The sequence below is a fragment of the Ktedonosporobacter rubrisoli genome, from assembly GCF_004208415.1.
Taxonomy (GTDB): domain Bacteria; phylum Chloroflexota; class Ktedonobacteria; order Ktedonobacterales; family Ktedonobacteraceae; genus Ktedonosporobacter; species Ktedonosporobacter rubrisoli.
Map to the genome: position 1 here is coordinate 10,889,987 of NZ_CP035758.1, position 19,009 is coordinate 10,908,995.

A 19,009-nucleotide genomic window follows, 5' to 3' on the forward strand; every position below is an offset into this window, starting at 1 on the left:
GAGCAATTTTGGTGAAAGGAGAATTTTCATGCTATCTGAGGAAATCCAGGAAAAAATTGGTCAATTAGATGCAGAGATCGGAGGAGAGCTTCATCAGTTGGAGGCAGAAACTTTTGAAGTTTTAGATTTTATGGACGCAGAACAAAATACGCCTCCATCCATGTGTACATCGACCAGCTGTACAAGCACGAGCAGTACAAGTAGCTGTACCAGTACTACTTCTTGCTCGTAAATTTTTTCGCTGCACAGGAGCATTTTGATGATAATGCCGGAATCAAAGGAAAAACTGAGCCTGATAGAGACAGGGTTGCAGGAGGATCTCGACCAATTAGAGATGGAAACGTTCGAGATCGAGGATCTGCTTATTGATAGTGAACATGCTGCCCCTCAGTCTTCCAGTGAATGTAGCTGTATCTGTAGCACCAGCGCCAGCGCTACTACCTCCTGTATCTGATAAGCCCATATATTGTGACTCGGACTACAAGGAGAAATTTATGTTAACTCAGGAGCTAAAAGAGGAACTCCAGCAATTAGAAGTAAGGATAGGAGAGGAGTTTCGCTTATTAAAGGTAGATACTTTTGAGATTGAAGACTTCGAGGTTGAAGACCTCGCGGTCAATGTCGCCCAAGATTCAAATACTTATTGCAGTACCAGCACTTGTTGCAGTACTAGTAGTGGTTTTTGCATCTAGCATAAGAAGTTCCAGGCATCTCGGGAACTGAGAAAGAATTTCGGCGAGAGGAAGAGGGCAAATTCTTTTCGTTAAGTCACGGGGTAGTTCTTTTCTCAGAAGGGAACTACACAAAGTGATAAGACAAAATCGGGCCGGTTTCAACTGTTTAGGCAAATGCATGTGCCAGAAAGCGTCTCAATGCTTGAGTGTCGTCGCTTTTCGGCACATGGGCCTGGACATAGTAGTTGTTATGAATGGAGTGGAAATATTGCTAGAACTAGCACATCGGACCAGGATGCGCATCGAAATTACTTCTATCACCGCAGCTAGCCATGAGTGTTTATCACGTATTGAACAAAGCCTGATTGAGCGTATAAACACAGCGGGAGATTTAGAACTGCCCGATGACATCTCTGGCTTGACTATTAGCCTGGGTATATTGGGTATGCAAGACTGCGAAGCGATTATCACTGAACCTGCTCCTGCCTGGAAAGAAACGCCCACCTATCCGCTGAGATTCTATCGTAGCCAGCTTGTACTTGGTCCTCTCTATAATCCGGCGCGGCCCGATGCCCCCTGCCCACATTGCCTTGAGAGGCGCTGGCAGAGCAATCAACTAAAAGAAGAGCAGACAGCACTGCGTTATTCACAACAGCTCCAATGTATAGGGAATAATCCTTTTGTGACACCATTTGCCATAGAGAGCATATGGGCGATAATGATCCATGCATGGCGGCATAAACAAGCAGCCTCTCCAAGCGGGGAATATCCTTTTTATGTACTTAACCTCAAAACACTTACAACTGAGCGATATCATTTGCTAAAAGATTCCGCCTGCCCAATCTGTACACTTCTTCCAGCAGACACTCCCGCAGCGGCCACCATCCAGCTATCCGCGCGGCCAAAACCTGATATTTCCGCCTATCGCCTGGTCAAAGCTACAGACTATGATCTACCTCTGTCAGGTTTAATCAATCCTATTAGCGGTCTGCTGGGACCGGCGGCTGTGCCTGACCATCTTAACCCGCTCGTGGCCCCGGTGTCCGGAACCTTTCATGTACGCAATAGGCTTACCTGCCTTGATGCTTCCTGGGGAGGTCACGCAAATAGTTATCATCAAAGTCTATATGTTGGAATACTAGAAGGCCTGGAGCGTTATGTTGGGCATGCGTCACATAGTAAGCTGATTACTGTTACCGATTGCTATGAGAATCTTATCCCTCACGCGTTAGATCCGCGCGAATGCGGTGTATATGAAGAAAGCTTTTATCAGAAGCATGCCTCTCTCTTTGTGCCATTCACGCCAAAGCTAAAAATACCGTGGGTTTGGGGATATTCCTTTCGACATGCCCGGCCTATCCTGGTACCAGCGCAACTTGTATATTATCTAAATCACAGCAATGAGCATGCCACCTTTGTCAAAGAGTGTTCTAACGGCTGCGCTACTGGTAGTTGTATGGAAGAGGCTATTTTCTATGGGCTACTAGAGTTGATTGAGCGCGATGCCTTTATGCTGATCTGGTATGCAAGGCTAGCGCCACCTAGAATTGATCCGCGCAGTTGTTGTCAAGCGGAGACGCTCTTTGCCTTAGAGGGCATAGAAAAACTCGGCTACGATTTCTACTTATTCGATATGCGTCTCGATGTCCGGATTCCGTTAATACTCGGTGTTGCTAAGCTCAGAGAGCCAGGTTTAGGCAACCTTGTCCTCGCTGCCGGAGCCAGTCTAGATCCTGAGGATGCAGTACGTGCGGCACTCTGTGAGGTTGCCAGCTATGTGCCTCATTCCCATAGATATGTAGAGAACAGCTTAGAGGCTGTACGCGAAATGGTGCATGACTACTCTCAAGTAACAGAATTAAGGCATCATGCATTGCTCCATGGTCTGCCAGAGATGGCAAAACATAGCGATTTCCTCTTCCAGAATCCGTGTTCTCGTACATTAGAAGAAACATATCGGGATTGGGAAAAGATACGGCCACACAATCGGGATTTGCGCGATGATGCGCTCTATTGTATCGATGAGATCATGAAGCTAGGGATGGATGTAATTGTCGTTGATCAGACCAGCCCGGAACAGGCCCGCTTTGGGCTCCGCACGGCGAGTGTGATTGTACCAGGACTTCTGCCAATCGACTTTGGGTGGCAGAATGCGCGGGTGGCTCATCTTCCCCGTCTGCGCACCGTTCCGCGTACGGCTGGCTATAGAGAAACCGATTTTGAGATAGATCTGCGAAGCATCGTTCCTCATCCGTTTCCGTAATAGCTTTTGTCTTGGAGAGAAGCTGCTTTGTTTGAACAGGAAAATAGTATGTCAAATCAAAATATACAGGTCTGTAGAGATTACATTGAGGCTGTCTTCTGGCGCGGCAGAAAGGCGATGGAGCCAAAGAACTTTCGGCCTGACTGGGGGGATCAACCTTCGCGCTACAAAGTCTATCGACAGGTAGAACGTATCCCTTTGCCGATAGCATTACCGGCAACATCCTCATCGATGGCAGAGGTACTGGAGCGCTTTGACAATCCGCCAATTATCCCCAGAGGTATAACATATGAGGAGCTTTCGAGCATTCTCCTACTAGCGCACGGAACCATTAACCGCCGTTTAGATGTGAACTGGAATCGCGATGCACAAAAGCGCGCCAGATATACACAGGCAGCCTTTGGACGTGGCACTGCTTCTGGTGGCGGCATGTATCCGACAGAAATCTTTTGGGCCTGTGGAGCGGGAGGGAGGCTACAACCAGGGGTCTATCACTATGATAATGCTCATCATGCACTGGCTCGCCTCTATTCCGGCGATGTTACCAGACATATACATGCAGGGCTGGCAAACCATCCCCTGGCAATGAGCACGCGGCAGTTTCTCTTGATCTCGCTTAATTTCTGGAAGAACTCATTTAAGTACAGCTCCTTCTGCTACCATGTTGTCACTCAGGATCTTGGAGCTTTGCTTGGATCTTTACGCCTGCTGGCGGCGGCCTTCGCTTCGGATTTACCGTTCCTCTTCTGGTATCCTGATGAAGAATTTAATAAAGTTCTCGGCCTTGAAACAATCTTTGAGAGCGTCTTCGCTGTCGTTCCACTTCGCTTGGATTTGCCATTCGCAGATGATTCTCTTGTTGCCTCTCAACAATATACCCATCCCGAAAGGCTGCATGCGCCGCTGGTGAGCAAATCAAGCTTTCAGCGCTCCAAGGAGATCATCAGCTTTCCAATGGTTGAAAATGTGCATCTTGCATCCCTGGTTGCAGATGAGCTACGACCAGACCCTGAAGAAGCGTTTAGAGCTAGCTGCGATGAATTTGTAACTTCTGGTGAGAAGATACTTCTCCCTCGCCCTGCTACTGAGCTTTTACAAAATGATGTAATAGAAACGTTTAAAAAGCGCAGATCAAGCTTCGGACGTTTTTCCAGCCATGTTCCTCTCACACTTGATCAACTTGCTACTATGCTGTATTTTGCCTCTACCAGCGGCCATTATGCCTCTGACCTGAAAACAGAGCATGGCTTACCACACTTTACCCGCTTGATGATCTTTGTCAACAATGTGCATGGACTGCAGCGAGGAGCTTATGCCTATGATTGGCAATACCACTGCCTCTGGTCAGTGGCTCAAGGGGATTTTTCTCTCTTCCTACAAGAGTATTACCTTTTACAAAACTATAATCTTTCCGAAACAGCCGCTTTAGTCGCGATTGTTGGCAGACCAGAAAGACTATTTGAAGTTTATGGGAATCGGGGCTTGCGTATACTCAATGCTGAAGTAGGCCTTATGGCCCAGAACCTCTATATGGCTGCTACTGCTCTTTCCTTTAACTGTGGCGCGGCGCTTGGTTTCGATAATATCGCGCTAAATACTGCCCTTGGTCTTGATAAGACAGATCTGAGATCAATCCTCTTTCTGCTTGTGGGAAATGCGCCGGATGGCAAGGCAACATTTGAAGCTCAACTTTTTTAATCTTTGGCTGGAAGACGCTCTTTACCAATAAGGAGATACTTATAACTATGTTTGTCCAGGAAACTGAGCCAGTGTGCTTTCAGAGCACTCTCACACCGTATTTTTTGCTGCGTATGGGTGGCCTACCTCTCAATGTGCTAGATGGCTTACGTTTTGAACATACAAGCGAGTGGATAGAGGCACTTTTGTCGCTTGAGCAGGTGCTTGGTGAGCGGAAGGATCGACTCGTCGATGCGCTGCATGAGGCAGTTAGAATTCACAAAGAGCAAACCAGCCTACGGCGCACTCTGCTCAATCTCAAACGAGATGTTTTCAACATGCGTCAGCCTGATAATACTTCTACCATCAGGAATGTAGCCAATAAACTTTCTTCCCCCACACGCGAATGGCTAGAGGAGTGGGCCGATATTTGGGAACGCTACCGGTATGTACTTGCGCATGGCTCAGAGATTTTTCAAGTAGAAATGGACCGGAAACGAATTTTGCTTAAGCAAATAGTCAAGATTGAGGACTTTCGCAAAGGTGTTCTCCTCTCAAGCTCGGCGCTTGATCAGGCTATAAGCTCATATCTGACATCTGACAACCTACGACCCGGGCGCGCGGCCCGTACCGCTGAGCGCTCCTTAGTCGAGTATCTCTTACGCACCGCCTGTAAAACTAGCCCTTTTAGCACATTTACGACTGTCAACTCTGGCACTTTTGTGGCAGATGCTGACGGAACGGATACATATGAACGCGGGCGGCTTATTAGCTACGAGATCGACAAGGCTGAGAAAAAAAGCTTTATTCGCCTGAACGTTGCTATCCTGTCCAAACTATCTTCCTTACTGCTCTCCTGTGATAGCCTAAGACAGGATCTTCCAGTCCAATTCACACCTGGTTATCACATTCAAAACAATAGGATCAGATATCTCCGTCGTATTCAGGAGACAGAAGATGCCGGTGATGGTGCTTCTATCGCCCTGGATGCGGTCCATGAAAGCGTCTTCTATCTCCCGGTGGGAAAACTACTCACTGCACTGCTTACTTGCCTGGGAGACCGCAAGGTACCTTATGGGGAGCTCGTAGAGGATATCTGTAGCCTCCCAGCATGCCAGGGAGGAGAGGCAGAAATTGATCCGTATTTACAGCATCTCCTGCGCCTGGGATTACTCATTGTTCCTGATATACAGCTAGATATTCACAATGCATCCCCTATAAGCCGCTATTGTCAAGGGTTACGCGCGATTGGGGCGCCCAAGGCTGAGCGAGTTGCCAGGCTGTTAGATGAGATTGAAACTCTCTGCCAGATTTATGCTACAGCTACGATCTCGCATCGTCGTGAGCTGCTTGCCCAGATAAGCCAGCAGGTCCAGAAGTGTTATGCCGTACTCGGCCAGGAACAAACTATATCTCCTCGCACGCTGTTATATGAGGATACGGCTATACATTTTCGTCATCTGCACATCAATGAAAGCTCCTGGAAAGGCATTTTTAAACAAGTGGCTGAACTTCAGCAAATTTTGCCTATCTTTGATGTGAACCTGCCCAGAAGATTGGTCACAAGAGGATACTTTCAGGCCCGCTATGGAGAGGGGGAGCGCTGCGATGACTTTCTAGAGTTTGCCTACGAGTTTCGCCTTGGTTTCTTTGAACACTACTTGCAGGCAACAGGAATGGGTGCAGCAGGCAAGGATAGAGAGCAGGGCAAGCAATATATCAACTACTTCCAGCAGCCAGAGTTCATAATGCTTAATTCGGCACAGCAGGCTAGTATAGCTTATATACAGGCAGCCTATGAGCAACTTCCATTTGGAGCCAGGGAACTACGCCTGGATAATGATTTTATCTCGACACTTCTTCCTTATATTCCTGCTGAGCGCCGGCCTCTCTCTTCCCATACACTCTTCTCGCAATTTGCCAATGTCAATGGCGAGCCATTATTGATGATCAACCGCATCTATACGGGGCTGACATTGATGTTCTCGCGTTTCGCTCACTTTCTCAATGCAGAAGATGAGCATCAGCTGATAGCTGGTTTGCGTGCACATCTGGCGAGCCTGCAGCCGCCAGATGCAATTTTTGCAGAACTCAAGGGAGGCTATGACACCACCAATTTGAATTTACATCCTCAAGTGACTGCCTACGAACTTGTTTGTCCCGGCGATATCAGTAGCAGGCCTGCAGAAGAACAGATTCCGTTGAATGATCTCTCTATTCAGGATGATGTCCAGGGAGGGCGGCTGCGCCTCTACTCGCGGCGCCTTGGCAAGGAAGTCATTCCGCTCTATCTGGGCTTTCTAGTACCCCTGGCCCTTCCAGAGATCCAGCAGGTGCTATTAAATTTTTCATATAGCACAATGTCTGTATTGGATTTATGGAACGGCGTCAAGCGTGAGGATGCAGATGCATCCATCATATTTTATCCGCGCCTGAGATATAAGAATCTTGTCTTACAGAGAGCCCATTGGAGAGTCAAGCCCCAGGTCTTCCCTAGACGTGAGATCGGCCAGACTGATGCAGCTTTTTTTCTTAACGTCTCCCGATGGCGTAGAAAGTATGGCTTTCCGCTATGTGTTTTTGTAGCGCCAGAACCGTTTTGGAATGCTTTCTCTTCAGATGGAGCAGAAGGAGAAACAAAGCAAAAAATGCGTACCTACAAGCCCTTATACGTTGATTTTGAAAACTATTTTTCGATTGCACTGTTGGAGTCACTTATGCGTAATGTTTCAACTCCCATCGTAATCAGCGAAATGTTACCAGATCGTGAACAGCTCTGGCTCAAGCATAATGGCCAGGCCTACGTTAGCGAGCTTGTGTGGGAAACTAACTCTTTTGAAGGAGGTCTTCATGGTGAATAACTGGCTTAGTATCCACATTTTTTATGCAAGTAATCCCTTACCACTGCTGACAGAGATGCTGGAACCTCTGGTAAATAGCTTGCGGGCTCATGGCCTTATACAGCGCTACTTTTTCATTAGATATTGGCAAGAAGGACCTCATGTACGTTTACGCCTTCTCCTCACCGAAAGAGCCATGGAAGAAAGGGTCAAGCGAGAGGCAGAGGAAGTTATTAATGCTTACCTGAGGAGACGGCCTGCACTCTATGATGCAGAAAATGAGCAAATGCAGTCTTTTTATAAAGATATGTATATTATAGAGTACGGTCAGCAAAAGTGGGATGAAACCTATGGTACTGAGGGAAGAATGCCCCTGCGCCCGAATAACTCTTTACACTATATAGACTATGAGCCTGAGTATAACCGTTATGGAGGCCGCGAGGGTGTTGAGGTCGCCGAATGGCATTTTGAGAAATCGAGCGAGATTGTGCTGAAATTAATAAGCTCGACCAATCTGCATGTGCGCACCATCCTGTTAGGCCTCTCTATTCAGCTAACTCTTCCACTCTGTTTCGGTCTGCTAGAAGATGAGCAACGCGTAATCAAGTTTCTCACAAACTACGAGAGCCATTGGCTGGAGAATTATCACAAAGATAGCTCCTCTAGCGCTGCAACTTTTGAGAAGAAATTCATGAGAATGTCTTCCCGTTTACAGCAGCGTATAGCTGAAATCCGTAGCTATGCGCTGCAGGACAAGTTAGAGACTTTAACCTCAGTAGAGCGCGCATGGATTGAGCATATTCGTGAGCTGAGAGAGCGCATCGATATCCTGGTAGCGGCAAGGAAATTGATCTTCCAGGATCGTGTACAAAATCGAGCGTTTATTCCAGAGCTACCTCTGCAGGCATATAACATTCTCCTGGGCAGCTATGTCCACATGACCAATAACCGTCTGGGAGTCCTGATCCTTGATGAGATTTACCTCGCCTATCTACAGAGACGCGCCCTGGAAGAAGCACAAAAGACGTCAGCACTACAAAGCGTTTCGGCATCGCATGAGGTTGGTTTGTGATGTCCGAGGACAGCAAGGATTTTCTACCACACTTGCGCGATGACATCATCCTTGGCCCACCTCTCCGTGCCGGGAGCACAACTGTCTATTATCTGAAAGACAAATTTACCAATTGTTTCTATCGCATTGGAACGAAGGAACATTTTTTGCTTGAGAGGATGGATGGAAGCCGCTCCTTGCGAGCGTTGAGCGATGCCTACGCTGCTGAGTTCGGACGTGCCCTTAACGGGCGATCCTGGGCAGGACTCCTCACCTTGCTTGAAAAGCGCCAACTCCTGGAGAATACGGCTAATGTCACAAGACTTGAAGAGCTAAAAAGAGAGGTAGACAGGCGAAAACGCAGGGAAAATCGTGGGTTTCTGCGCAGGCGCTTTCCGTTAATGCAGCCAGATAGCTTTCTTGAAAAACTGCTTCCCTATTTCCAGTTCATGTTCCAGCGCGCTTTTGTGCTGCCGGCACTTTTATGTATTGTGTCGCTAGAAGTTTTCGTCGGCTTTCATATATCGGCGCTAGTTGCTGACGCCTGGGCAGCCCGAAGCAGTAGTTGGAATTATCTCTTGTTTGTGTTATGTGTCTGGTCCTTTACTATTATCCACGAGCTTGCCCATGGCCTGGCTTGCAAAAATTTTGGCGGTTCGGTAAGCGAAATAGGGCTGATCTGGCGCTATTTCGTTATCTTTCCTTATTGCAAGCTAGACGATGTTCTGCTCTTTCACAAGCGTTGGCACCGCGTTTATGCCTCATTTGCTGGTATCTTTGTAAATTTTCTTTCAGTGATACCTTTCGCTCTATTCTGGATACTAGCGCCTGTACCTAGCCTGCTTCACGCTATAAGCGCCCTGATGCTGCTTTCATTTAATATAACGATTTTTATAAGAGTGTGTCCTAGCTAGAACAATGAGCCGATAGTTCAGAGAAAGGAGAGTTCAGCCGAAAGCACAACTCGAAAGGAACGAACCAAGATGTGTGAGCCAATCAAGCGAAAACGTTACCCGTCGGATCTGACCGATGCGCAATGGGAGCTGATCAAGCCGTTCATCCCAGCAGTCTCTGCCCAGGCCACAACGGCCCTTCACGAGCGACGAGAAATCGTCAATGCTATCCTCTATGTGTTGCGCACAGGCTGCTCATGGCGACAGATGCCGCACGACCTGCCCAATGGCAAAACGGCCCATCACTACTTCCGCATCTGGACGCAGGCGGGGATTTGGGAGCCCATCATGGCCCACCTGCGCCGACAGGTACGCACCCAGATGGGGCGGGACCCGGAACCCAGCGCTGCGATCATCGATAGCCAGTCGATCAAAACGGCTCCCGTGCCAGGAAGCGACAAGGGCTTCGACGCGGGGAAAAAAAATCTATGGGCGTAAACGCCACGTGCTCGTGGATACGCAGGGTTTCCTTCTGGCTGTCAAAGTGCATGCCGCCAACATCGTGGATCGCGTGGGGGCCAGGCTCTTGCTCAGCCAGTTGCCGCGCTCTTTCCCGCGTCTGTGCCACCTCTTTGCGGATAAGGGCTATACAGGACCATTGCTCGACTGGATTGCGCAGCGATTGCACTGGACCACAGAACTGGTGCCACAGGCTCACAATAGGTCCCATCAGCACTGGATCCTCGTGGACGGCCAACCGGTTCTGCTGCCCCGGCCCAAGACGGGTTTTCAGGTGCAAAGGAAACGATGGGTCGTCGAACGCAGCTTGGCCTGGTTCACCCGTTTCCGCCGCTTAGCTCGCGACTACGAAGGGCTCACCACCAGTTCAGAAGCCTTTCTTCAGCTCGCCTCGGTTCGGCTTATGCTTTCGCGCTTATCTCCTTTCCGCTACTGATTCTTGTGGTTAGGACACTCTCTAAATTTTCTGCCGTTTATCGAGCTGGATGGTTACTTTATGCTCAATCATGCTCTCAATATGGCGGATCTACGGCAAGAAGCCCATCAGTTTTGTAAGCGAAGTCTGCTGAAGGTGCTGTTCAAACAAGGTAAGGGGAATGTAGGTTTTTCGCGGCGGGATGCGTTTATCTACCTGACGTATGGTTGGTTCTCTCTGATCGCCACTGGCGCATTTCTTCTGCTTATGAGTATCTCCTGGTTTATGCTGCTAAAATATTGGTTTGGTGATATGCTTGCCTGGGGAGTGGTTTTACTGATTGCTGTGGGGTTTCTCTTTAGAGAATTGAGCAGGAGAAAGTTTCTTCCTGTACCTCATTTTCTGCGGCAATTCTTTGGGCTTCATTGAGCAGGCCAAAGCCAGGAGCCTGTGCTAATCATAGCCGCTAATGCCCAATAAGCAAGTGGACAGGAGCACTTAACAGAGAGCCGATCTTTCCTCCATAAATTTGCCTGATTCTGTGTGCAAGTTTTTTCGTTCCTTATGGCGACCGCAGGGGGCGAAGAACTGGGCACGCCTAATTACCTCTTCGCAGCAGCCACATACCGCGTAATAATACTGCTTAAGTTTATTACAGCTCAGAATATACAGTTTTCTCTCCCCTTCAGTACTATAGTCAGGTGGAAGAACAACGAGAGCAGGATAACCTTTGTATAGAGTGAGATAGATTTACTACGCGCCAAATTTATTATAGGAAATACTTGAATATGTCATGGGATGACATATAACTGCGCAGAAAAGGATAATAGCTATTCTTGCGCCTAACTAACAGGTTTAGGAGGAGACAATTGCGTGACTATAACACATAGTAATGCCGAAACCTTTGGCGAACTCCTTAACGCTTTTCGCAAGCGAATGCATCTTACACAGCAACAGCTTGCCGAAGCAATTGGCATGCATCGTCATGCGATTAGTAGATGGGAGCAAGGAGTAGTTCTTCCGGCGAGCAAGGCTATTGTGCTTGAACTGGCCCGCCGCCTATGTTTGAACGACATGGAAGCGCGGAAATTATTGGAAGCGAGTTTAGTGGCGCCACTTCCTTTATGGGGAGTGCCTTTTCCCCGCAATCTGTTTTTTACTGGACGCAAGAAAATTCTTAAGACATTGCATCGATATCTTGGGATCGATTGCGCTAAGGCCGGACCTCAGGTTTATGCCTTAAGCGGCCTTGGGGGTGTGGGCAAAACGCAAACTGCGTTGGAATATGCTTATCAGTATTGCATAGAATATAATGCTATCCTTTGGATCGATGGTGAGAATATTGAAAGTATTTTGTCTAGTCTGCAGCGTATTGCCGAGTTATTACGCTTGCCAGAGAAAACCGAAATGGAGCAGCAGCTGGTTGTCAAGGCGGTTCAAGGTTGGCTTGCGACCCATGATAACTGGCTCATTATCTGGGATAACCTGGAAGATATAGAATTGCCGCATCGCCTGCTTCCTCCAGGGCCGCATGGCGCGTTTCTATTTACTACACGTCGCCAGACGCTCGGAACCCTTGCTTGCCGAATAGATCTGCTGCCTATGGGACCAGAAGAAGGAATACTGTTCCTGTTGCGACGGGCAAAAATACTAGAGCCAGATGTTACAATTGAGCAGTTACCTCAAGCGGCTCTAAACATGCCAACCGAATATGCTGCAGCCTCAGAATTGGTGACAACCCTGGGCGGATTGCCTCTGGCCCTCGATCAGACTGGGGCTTATGTAGAAGAAACTGGTTGCAGCTTGAGAAGCTATCTAGCCTGCTTCAAACAGCAGAGAGCATATCTGCTTAATCGTCGTGGCTGTCCGGTTGGTGAACATCCCCATTCTGTAACAACAACCTTTCTCCTTGCCAAAGAGAGAGCAGAGCAAGAACTTAACAATATTGTGGATCTGTTGTATGTCTGCGCATTCTTGCATCCTGAGGCTATCCCGGAGGAGCTCTTTTGCCTTGGAGCTATACATCTAGGACCAACCCTTGCACCTATAGTAGCGGACCCTATTCAATTCGACCTTGCCCTGGCAGCGCTACGTACTCTTTCTTTGCTTCAGCGCCAGCCCCAAACACAGACGCTTTCCCTTCATCGGCTGGTCCAGGCTGTTTTGCGAGACTGTATAGGGCCTGCCGAGACACGGATATGGAGCGAGCGTGTAATTCGTATGGTTAATGCCGCCTTTCCCGAGGAAATAGCTGCTACCAGTGTCCAATGTGAGCGCTATCTGATGCAAGCCCTGGCCTGCCTCCCGTTGATTGACCTGGCTAAAGATGCACTTTTTGAGGCGGGGGAGTTATGCTATAAGGCAGGAGGATATTTGATGGCACGTGGCCGCTATGAGGAGGCCGCGCCATTACTGGAGCAAATGATCACTTTGGGAAAGCAGTATCCCAATTTTGATCAATCTACGATGATCTCCTGGTTAAAGCGACGAGCGGAACTTTCCTGGCGACAGGGCAACTATGAGCAGGCTGAGGAACTGCTCTATCAGGAATTGCAGCTTGAAAAACGTTTGCTGGGACTACATCATCCCCAGACAGCTAGAACGCTCAATAATCTAGCGATGGTATATGATGAGCAAGGAAATTTCGAAGAAGCTGAGCCTCTCTATCAACAGGCTCTAGACGTGAAGGAGCATCTGGCTGGTCCTGAACACCCTGATACTGCCGCCGCGCTTAACAATCTGGCCTTCTTGAATTGGTTTCATCGAAAGAGATATGCAGAGGCCGAGCGCCAATATCTGCGGGCATTAGCCATCTGGGAACGAAAATTGGGACCCGAGCATCTGGATACTGTATTTTCGCTTATAGGCCTGGCAGATATGTATCAGAGCCAGGGGAGAAATGAAGAGGCGGAGCCATTATACTTGCGCGCCTTAAGTATTCGAGAGGCGCAATTGGGCCTTGAGCATCCCGATATTGCATTTCCTCTCACGGGCCTGGCCAACTTATACCGAGATCAAGGGAGAAATGAAGAGGCGGAGCCATTATACCTACGTGCCTTAAGTATTCGGGAACAACGAGTAGGCCCTGAGCATCTCTATACAGCTATTACACTCGCTGGTCTGGCTAATTTATATCGAGATCAGGGCAGATATGGAGAGGCGGAGCCATTATACCTGCGCGCTTTGTTGATAAGTAAACGATGTTTGGGGGAGGCGCATCCAGAAACAATAAAGATCGGCGCTGACTATAGTATCCTGGTCGCGCAAAGAAACGATGGTGAGAAACCGCAGAAAGATAAAAGATGAGCGGCCCCTTTGCTGGCTCGATTTGCGCAACCTCTGCAACATATGTCCTTGCCAGACAGGGCCAGGCGAGTGCGGCAGCAAACAAAGCACCGCACCACACCTTATGTATTCTCAATTGGATGCATAGGCCGTAAGAGACGGGGTGGAGCGTAGGTAGATAGCTTTTGCAAATCAATATCTGCTAAAGCACGCTAACCTTCTTCCTCTACTACTGGCTAGCCATTTCGGCCTCAAGAAAAATCAGAGAAATGTTTCTCTTTTCTTGTCATACCACCTCTCTCCCGCATTATCTAGCGAACCAAGGCGATATCGATCAGTAGCCCATTGCGAAATACTGTTTGGAACACCATCAAGATCATCCTCCCACCACTGTGGATAGTTCTGGATATAGTCTTTCAACTTGTTGTAGGCCTGCGTTTTCACGCCATTTTGTGTAATACTCATCCCATTGTTGCCTTCATCCATTGTGAACCAGAAAATCTTTGTCACCAGCAAGGAATTGCGCGCATCATCCAACTCTTCTTCCATATAGTGTGCAACCTGCTCCTGGGAGACCACGCAATTAGGGTTCTGGTTGACTGCGCTGATCGTCCAGCCTGTCTCCGTGACCCAGATAGGCTTAAAGACATAGTTTTCTATATCAGCCTGCGCGATGGCATCAACGATCTCATTAAAGCGTGGCCAATCGGGATCATTGCCCACATTAGGATCATAGGTGCAAAGATAGTAGTGGAATGCAGCCACATCAAATTTGTCTGCATCTCCATGCTGATAAAGGTAGGCGTACCAATCGTGTTGATGTTGCGGGTCTTTCCAGAAAAGCCCGGTTCCTACCACAAGCATGTGCCTGTCCACACGTTTAATCGCATCGTAGGCCGCGGCAAGCACAGGTGCGTAGAAGCTTGGCTGGCGGCATTGCTCGGACTCAGGAATGGTTCCGAACTTGGCATCATCCCATTCCTCGTTGCCGATCTGGAGAGCTTGGATGCGTCCATGCCCATGCCGTCCATCGTAGCGGGTGGCAAGGGCAGTTGCGAACTGAGCCATATCGGCGGCGCCGGGGAATTGCTTGGAGAACTTGCCATCTGCCGTCGTGCAAGTCTGAGTCAGATGAAAATCAGGAGCATTGCGAATAGGGAAGACCAGGTTCACATGCCCTGCATTGGCCCGACTGACTGTGCTATCTAGCGTTGACCAGTCATAGACACCGGGAGCTGTCTCGATATCTGACCAATCAAGCTGACTACGGACCCAGCTGAGCCCAAGGTCGTGCATATCAGCGACAGCCTGATCGGTAAATCTGCCCTGCACATCAGTAAAGCCATAGGGATTGCTATAAAAATCAGACCGAAAAGAGGTCAACTGTGACTTTAGCGCTGCATTTGCTTTCGGATGATAGACGAGTAATGATGATACAATAATCACGAGAGCAGCCAGCAGCACTAAGAGCCCAAACCGCTTCCGTGCAGTTTCCGCACTACGCATGACGGATCTTTCCCTCCAGTAACGTACATTCTTTTCTTGATGGACATATGTCTCTATAGAGATATATAGAGGTTTTGAGCCATTCGCCAGATCAGCTTTTCTCCATTCTAGAGCAGAACGGAGACAAAGGCCACGACATTTCCCAGACATTTTCCCAGAACATAATTGATGCGTCCACTGTTATTTAGCACTGACCACCAGCCTTAATCTGATCAGGCCGTTGAAGACATAATACACCCTTTTTCTTCTATAGCAAGCCTATTGGTATAAAATGAATATGCACTAGCACATAAGTACATATTTCTCTGCATCAATCGAGTTTTGCTGGAGATTTAGATATTATATCATCTTGTAAACGAGTTCTTTGTTTGTGCGCGAAAAGTTGAGAGAATAGGCTATATAAAATCGCACATAGGAAGCTGTGGGCAGGATCAATGGAAGGAAGGGAGCGCAGGTCCGCTCTGAGAAGTTGCATATAGAACTGACGGCGTTCTTGTTGCGGGGGCTGTTCTAACCCAACAGGCGACACCCCAGGATAAGTAGCCAGAGATAGGCATCTATGGAAGCTGCATGCCCTATGCTGGCTTATTTGATAGCTCCTGCCGTCAGGCCGTGTACAAGGTAGCGCTGAATGAACATGATAAGAATAACCATCGGCACAATAGCGACAACCCCGCCTGATGCAAGCTGCGACCATAGAGTCGCATATTGGGTAATAAAGCTTACAATACTTACTGGTAAGGTCATTGCTTGTTCATTTGCCGTGAGAAATAGGCCGAAGAGCAGATCGTTCCAAGTGAACAGCATTGCCATAATGGCCGATGCCGCCAGCCCTGGCGCTACCAGAGGGAGGACTATCCTGCTGAATACCTTGAGATATGAGCCGCCGTCTACCAGGCCCATCTCGTCTATTTCCTGCGGAACCTCGGAGAAAAAGGAGACCATCAGCCAGATTACAAACGGTAGACTCGTAAGGGTATAGGCTATTATCAAGCCAAGTAATGTATTGTATAGCCCAAGCCCTTTCAAGATCTGATAGAGAGGGATAATAAAGGCAACGGGAATCGTCATGCGAATAATCAAGATGAGAATCCATACCAAGCCAAAGATGAATTTAGGGAAGCGAAAGCGCGAAAGGCTGTAAGCTGCCAGGGTGCCAACGACTAGAGCGATGAGCGTAGAGCCAAGTGTCACCACAACGCTGTTAAAGAGAAAGGCCGTAAAGTTAGCGAAAAAATATTGGTAGCCAGCCAGCGAGAGGTGGCGCGGGAACAGGCTGGGAGGCGACGTCAATATCTCATTGTTCTCCTTAAGAGATGTGCTGATTAGCCAGTACAGGGGGAAGAGCGTCCAGAGTAGAAAGACAAGTAAAGCTAGCCATTGGGCATACAAGAGTATTCGACGTTGCAGGCTCATAGCTTGTCTGGCCGGATGAGCCAAACCAGCAGGCCAGGCTTTTTTGTCGGGAAGCGTCGCTTGTTTGCTACTATCCATGCAAATACTTCCTTCCCATGAATACATAGTAGCCACCAACGATGATAAGCATGAGAGCAAGGACCAGGAAAAGTTCTGCATCGGCCAGGCCAAAGTTGAGTTCAGAAAAAGCCGTTTTAGAGAGCTGAAGGCTCACAAAAGTCGTTGCAGCCCCGGGGCCACCGCCGGTCATGGAATAAACCTGGTCAAAGATACGGATAGCATCGATGGTGCGCAGACTTAGTGCCACCAGGATAACTGAAGAGAGAAGCGGTAAGGTCACTTGAAATAAGGTCTGCCAGAAGGAAGCACCGTCGATCTGGGCTGCTTCAAATGGCTCGTCTGGTAGAGCTTGCAGCCCCGCTGTCACGATCAAGAAGATGAAGGGAATCCAGATCCAGAAATCCATAAATATAATTGCTACCACAGCCCATAATGGATTACCTAACCAGTCGATTGGTGGCAGGTGTAGCAGGCGGAAAAGATAGTCGAGAAAGCCATATTGCGGCAGGAATAAAAGCTTCCAGACGATACCTGATACAACTGGCATAATGATAAAGGGGATGATCAGGATGGAGCGCACAATTTCACTAATGCGCCTGGGCATTTTCTTGCCAAGAGATGTAATAAGCAGCGCCAACGCAATACCAAGAACCATTTCTATTGGAATAGCAATCACAGAATAGAGTAACGTCAGTCCGATTGAGTTCCAGAAAAGGGTATCGTGGAACGCATCAGCCCAGTTTGTGAGGCCCGTAAAGCCTGTTTGCTGTCCCAGGAAATAGGAGTGCAGACTGGCATTTATAGCATAACCCAGGGGATAAATCATCAGGATGAGCAGCAGTAGCAGAGCTGGGAATAGAAAGCCATACTTTGTTAGTCTGGCACTATACATAAATACCCTCCATTTGCTTATGACATCTGACAAGCTTGCATATGTTCAGCAACAATTTTGAGTGATTATATGCCTGCTATTACCAGGCCTGGCCCGCGATACAACCAGCACGGCTGTATCGCGGCTTTACAGGATAACCGGTTGGTTAGTTACATGCCTGACAGGTTGGAAGGAGCTAACTGCTTAACCCATTCTGGGACATGTACTGGTCAATCTCATTGGAGGCTATTTGCAAAGCTTGCTGAGGAGTTTCCTGCCCCAACTCTACCTTGACTAGCTCATTCCCTAGAGCAGTTTCCACGTGGGGCCATGCCGGCGTGCGCGGGCGCATATGGCTCACTTGTAGCGCATCATAAACTGGTTTATAGAAAGGCCACTTCTGATCGATGGTAGTATCGAGGAGCACCGATTGCAGTGTTGGAAGATCATCGCCGCTGCTGCCGTACTGTTTTTCCTGTTGCGCTGAGGTGAGCCATTTCATAAACTGAAAAGCCTCGTCTGCGTGAGCTGAGTTCTTGGCAACTCCTATAGACCAGACCCCTACAACCGGAGCCTGGCGAAGTGCGCCTGAACTATCTTTCATGCCTGGTACTGTTGCGATGGCTACATTCGCAGGCATCTTGCCAGCCCAGCCGCTTGGCCAGATCTCGGCCATTGCCGCCTGATTTTGCTCCATTGCATTGCCAACCTGGTCAGCGCCAAAGGATGCAGAGCCAGAGGGGCCGTAGCCAAAGAGCTTCTTCCACTCTGTGAGCGCAGCGATGGCCTGGGGCGAGTTCAAGGCACTCGTCCAGTTACTCTTAAAGTATGTTCCACCATAGGCCCATAGCAACGGCGTGAAGTCAGCAACACCACTATTGCCGCCCTGGCCGCGCAGGACAAAGCCACTTACGCCTGTGCCCTTCACCTTGTCGGCCAGCGTGTTTACGTCATCCCATGTCCACTGCTGAGGACTAACGCCATATTTTTGGGCAAGATCCTTACGATAGAAGAACATGAGCACGTTAGTTGTAATCGGCAAAGCATAGTAATGAGGGGCAGTATTCTGATCGACCCCTTTAGGGGCTAGCTCTGGTTTGGCTGGAGGCCATTGATCGACCTGTAACGCTCCTGAAACAAAGCCCTGGTCGGCAGCATTAAAATTGCTGAAATGGTCGAGCGGATAGAGGTAATTACCGCTGGCAAATGTAGGTATCCAGGGGTCATCCATAAAGAGGATGTCGTAGTTAGCAGTATTTGAGGTTGCCGATTGCACCTCTTTAGAATATAATTGATCGTACTCAAAAGAGGTAAATTGTATAGGAATGCCTGTTTGCTTGGTATACTGGGGACCAAGGGCCTTAATGGCGTCTGCTTCAGGGCCGGAAAATACAGCAACATTGATCGGAGCTTTGGCGGTACTTCCGTTTTTACTACTGTTTTGTGTGAAAGAGCCGCCACAGGAACTGAGAATGAGTAGAGATAGCAAGGTAACCAGGACAAGGAATGATTTTTTGGCTAACATTACAGCGCCTCCCT

At 48.5% G+C, this 19,009-nt stretch carries 15 protein-coding genes; 11 read left to right on the forward strand and 4 right to left on the reverse strand.

Features of this window, described 5'->3' with window-relative positions; translation table 11 throughout:
• Window positions 1–28 precede the first annotated feature (28 nt).
• From EPA93_RS51300 to fxsT, 11 genes are all read left to right on the forward strand, one after another.
• A complete protein-coding gene (locus EPA93_RS51300) occupies window positions 29–232 on the forward strand; it encodes a thiopeptide-type bacteriocin (RefSeq protein WP_129894054.1) in 204 nt (67 codons plus the stop codon).
• Window positions 233–265: 33 nt separating this feature from the next.
• Window positions 266–454 (forward strand): hypothetical protein, encoded by a 189-nt coding sequence (locus tag EPA93_RS46310; protein WP_129894055.1) that lies wholly within the window; start codon window positions 266–268, stop codon window positions 452–454.
• A gap of 40 nt (window positions 455–494) precedes the next feature.
• The gene (locus EPA93_RS46315; protein ID WP_129894056.1) at window positions 495–692 is read left to right on the forward strand and encodes a hypothetical protein; all 198 of its coding nucleotides are present in this window, start codon (window positions 495–497) and stop codon (window positions 690–692) included.
• Between the two features lie 250 nt (window positions 693–942).
• Window positions 943–2,937: a TOMM precursor leader peptide-binding protein gene (locus EPA93_RS46320; RefSeq protein WP_165423849.1), complete on the forward strand. Its 1,995-nt coding sequence runs from the start codon at window positions 943–945 to the stop codon at window positions 2,935–2,937.
• A 48-nt stretch (window positions 2,938–2,985) separates the two neighbouring features.
• On the forward strand, window positions 2,986–4,635 hold the full coding sequence (locus EPA93_RS46325; protein WP_129894058.1) for a SagB/ThcOx family dehydrogenase: 1,650 nt from the start codon (window positions 2,986–2,988) through the stop codon (window positions 4,633–4,635).
• A 47-nt stretch (window positions 4,636–4,682) separates the two neighbouring features.
• Entirely contained in the window at window positions 4,683–7,475 is a 2,793-nt protein-coding gene (locus EPA93_RS46330; protein ID WP_129894059.1) for a lantibiotic dehydratase, read from the forward strand.
• Window positions 7,465–8,526 (forward strand): thiopeptide-type bacteriocin biosynthesis protein, encoded by a 1,062-nt coding sequence (locus tag EPA93_RS46335; protein ID WP_129894060.1) that lies wholly within the window; start codon window positions 7,465–7,467, stop codon window positions 8,524–8,526. The genes EPA93_RS46330 and EPA93_RS46335 overlap by 11 nt, the downstream gene beginning before the upstream one ends.
• A complete protein-coding gene (locus EPA93_RS46340) occupies window positions 8,526–9,419 on the forward strand; it encodes a zinc metalloprotease (protein WP_129894061.1) in 894 nt (297 codons plus the stop codon). The genes EPA93_RS46335 and EPA93_RS46340 overlap by 1 nt, the downstream gene beginning before the upstream one ends.
• A 69-nt stretch (window positions 9,420–9,488) precedes the next feature.
• Window positions 9,489–10,353, forward strand: a protein-coding gene (locus EPA93_RS46345) for an IS5 family transposase (RefSeq protein ID WP_242527276.1) whose coding sequence is annotated in 2 segments (ribosomal slippage) — window positions 9,489–9,872 and window positions 9,874–10,353 — 864 coding nt in all. Because the reading frame shifts where the segments join, the coding sequence is not laid out codon by codon here.
• Between the two features lie 60 nt (window positions 10,354–10,413).
• Window positions 10,414–10,761 (forward strand): hypothetical protein, encoded by a 348-nt coding sequence (locus EPA93_RS46350; protein WP_129894062.1) that lies wholly within the window; start codon window positions 10,414–10,416, stop codon window positions 10,759–10,761.
• A 444-nt stretch (window positions 10,762–11,205) separates the two neighbouring features.
• Window positions 11,206–13,638 (forward strand): FxSxx-COOH system tetratricopeptide repeat protein, encoded by a 2,433-nt coding sequence (gene fxsT / locus EPA93_RS46355; RefSeq protein ID WP_129894063.1) that lies wholly within the window; start codon window positions 11,206–11,208, stop codon window positions 13,636–13,638.
• A 240-nt stretch (window positions 13,639–13,878) separates the two neighbouring features.
• Here the strand turns inward: fxsT and EPA93_RS46360 are convergent, their stop codons facing one another.
• The 4 genes from EPA93_RS46360 to EPA93_RS46375 all read right to left on the reverse strand — a co-directional run bounded on the left by EPA93_RS46360 (window position 13,879) and on the right by EPA93_RS46375 (window position 18,995).
• Window positions 13,879–15,123: a glycosyl hydrolase gene (locus EPA93_RS46360; protein ID WP_165423850.1), complete on the reverse strand. Its 1,245-nt coding sequence runs from the start codon at window positions 15,121–15,123 to the stop codon at window positions 13,879–13,881.
• Between the two features lie 585 nt (window positions 15,124–15,708).
• Window positions 15,709–16,617 (reverse strand): carbohydrate ABC transporter permease, encoded by a 909-nt coding sequence (locus EPA93_RS46365; RefSeq protein WP_165423851.1) that lies wholly within the window; start codon window positions 16,615–16,617, stop codon window positions 15,709–15,711.
• Window positions 16,610–17,491: a carbohydrate ABC transporter permease gene (locus EPA93_RS46370; RefSeq protein ID WP_129894066.1), complete on the reverse strand. Its 882-nt coding sequence runs from the start codon at window positions 17,489–17,491 to the stop codon at window positions 16,610–16,612. The genes EPA93_RS46365 and EPA93_RS46370 overlap by 8 nt, the downstream gene beginning before the upstream one ends.
• A gap of 175 nt (window positions 17,492–17,666) precedes the next feature.
• The gene (locus EPA93_RS46375) at window positions 17,667–18,995 is read right to left on the reverse strand and encodes an extracellular solute-binding protein (RefSeq protein WP_129894067.1); all 1,329 of its coding nucleotides are present in this window, start codon (window positions 18,993–18,995) and stop codon (window positions 17,667–17,669) included.
• Window positions 18,996–19,009 lie beyond the last annotated feature (14 nt).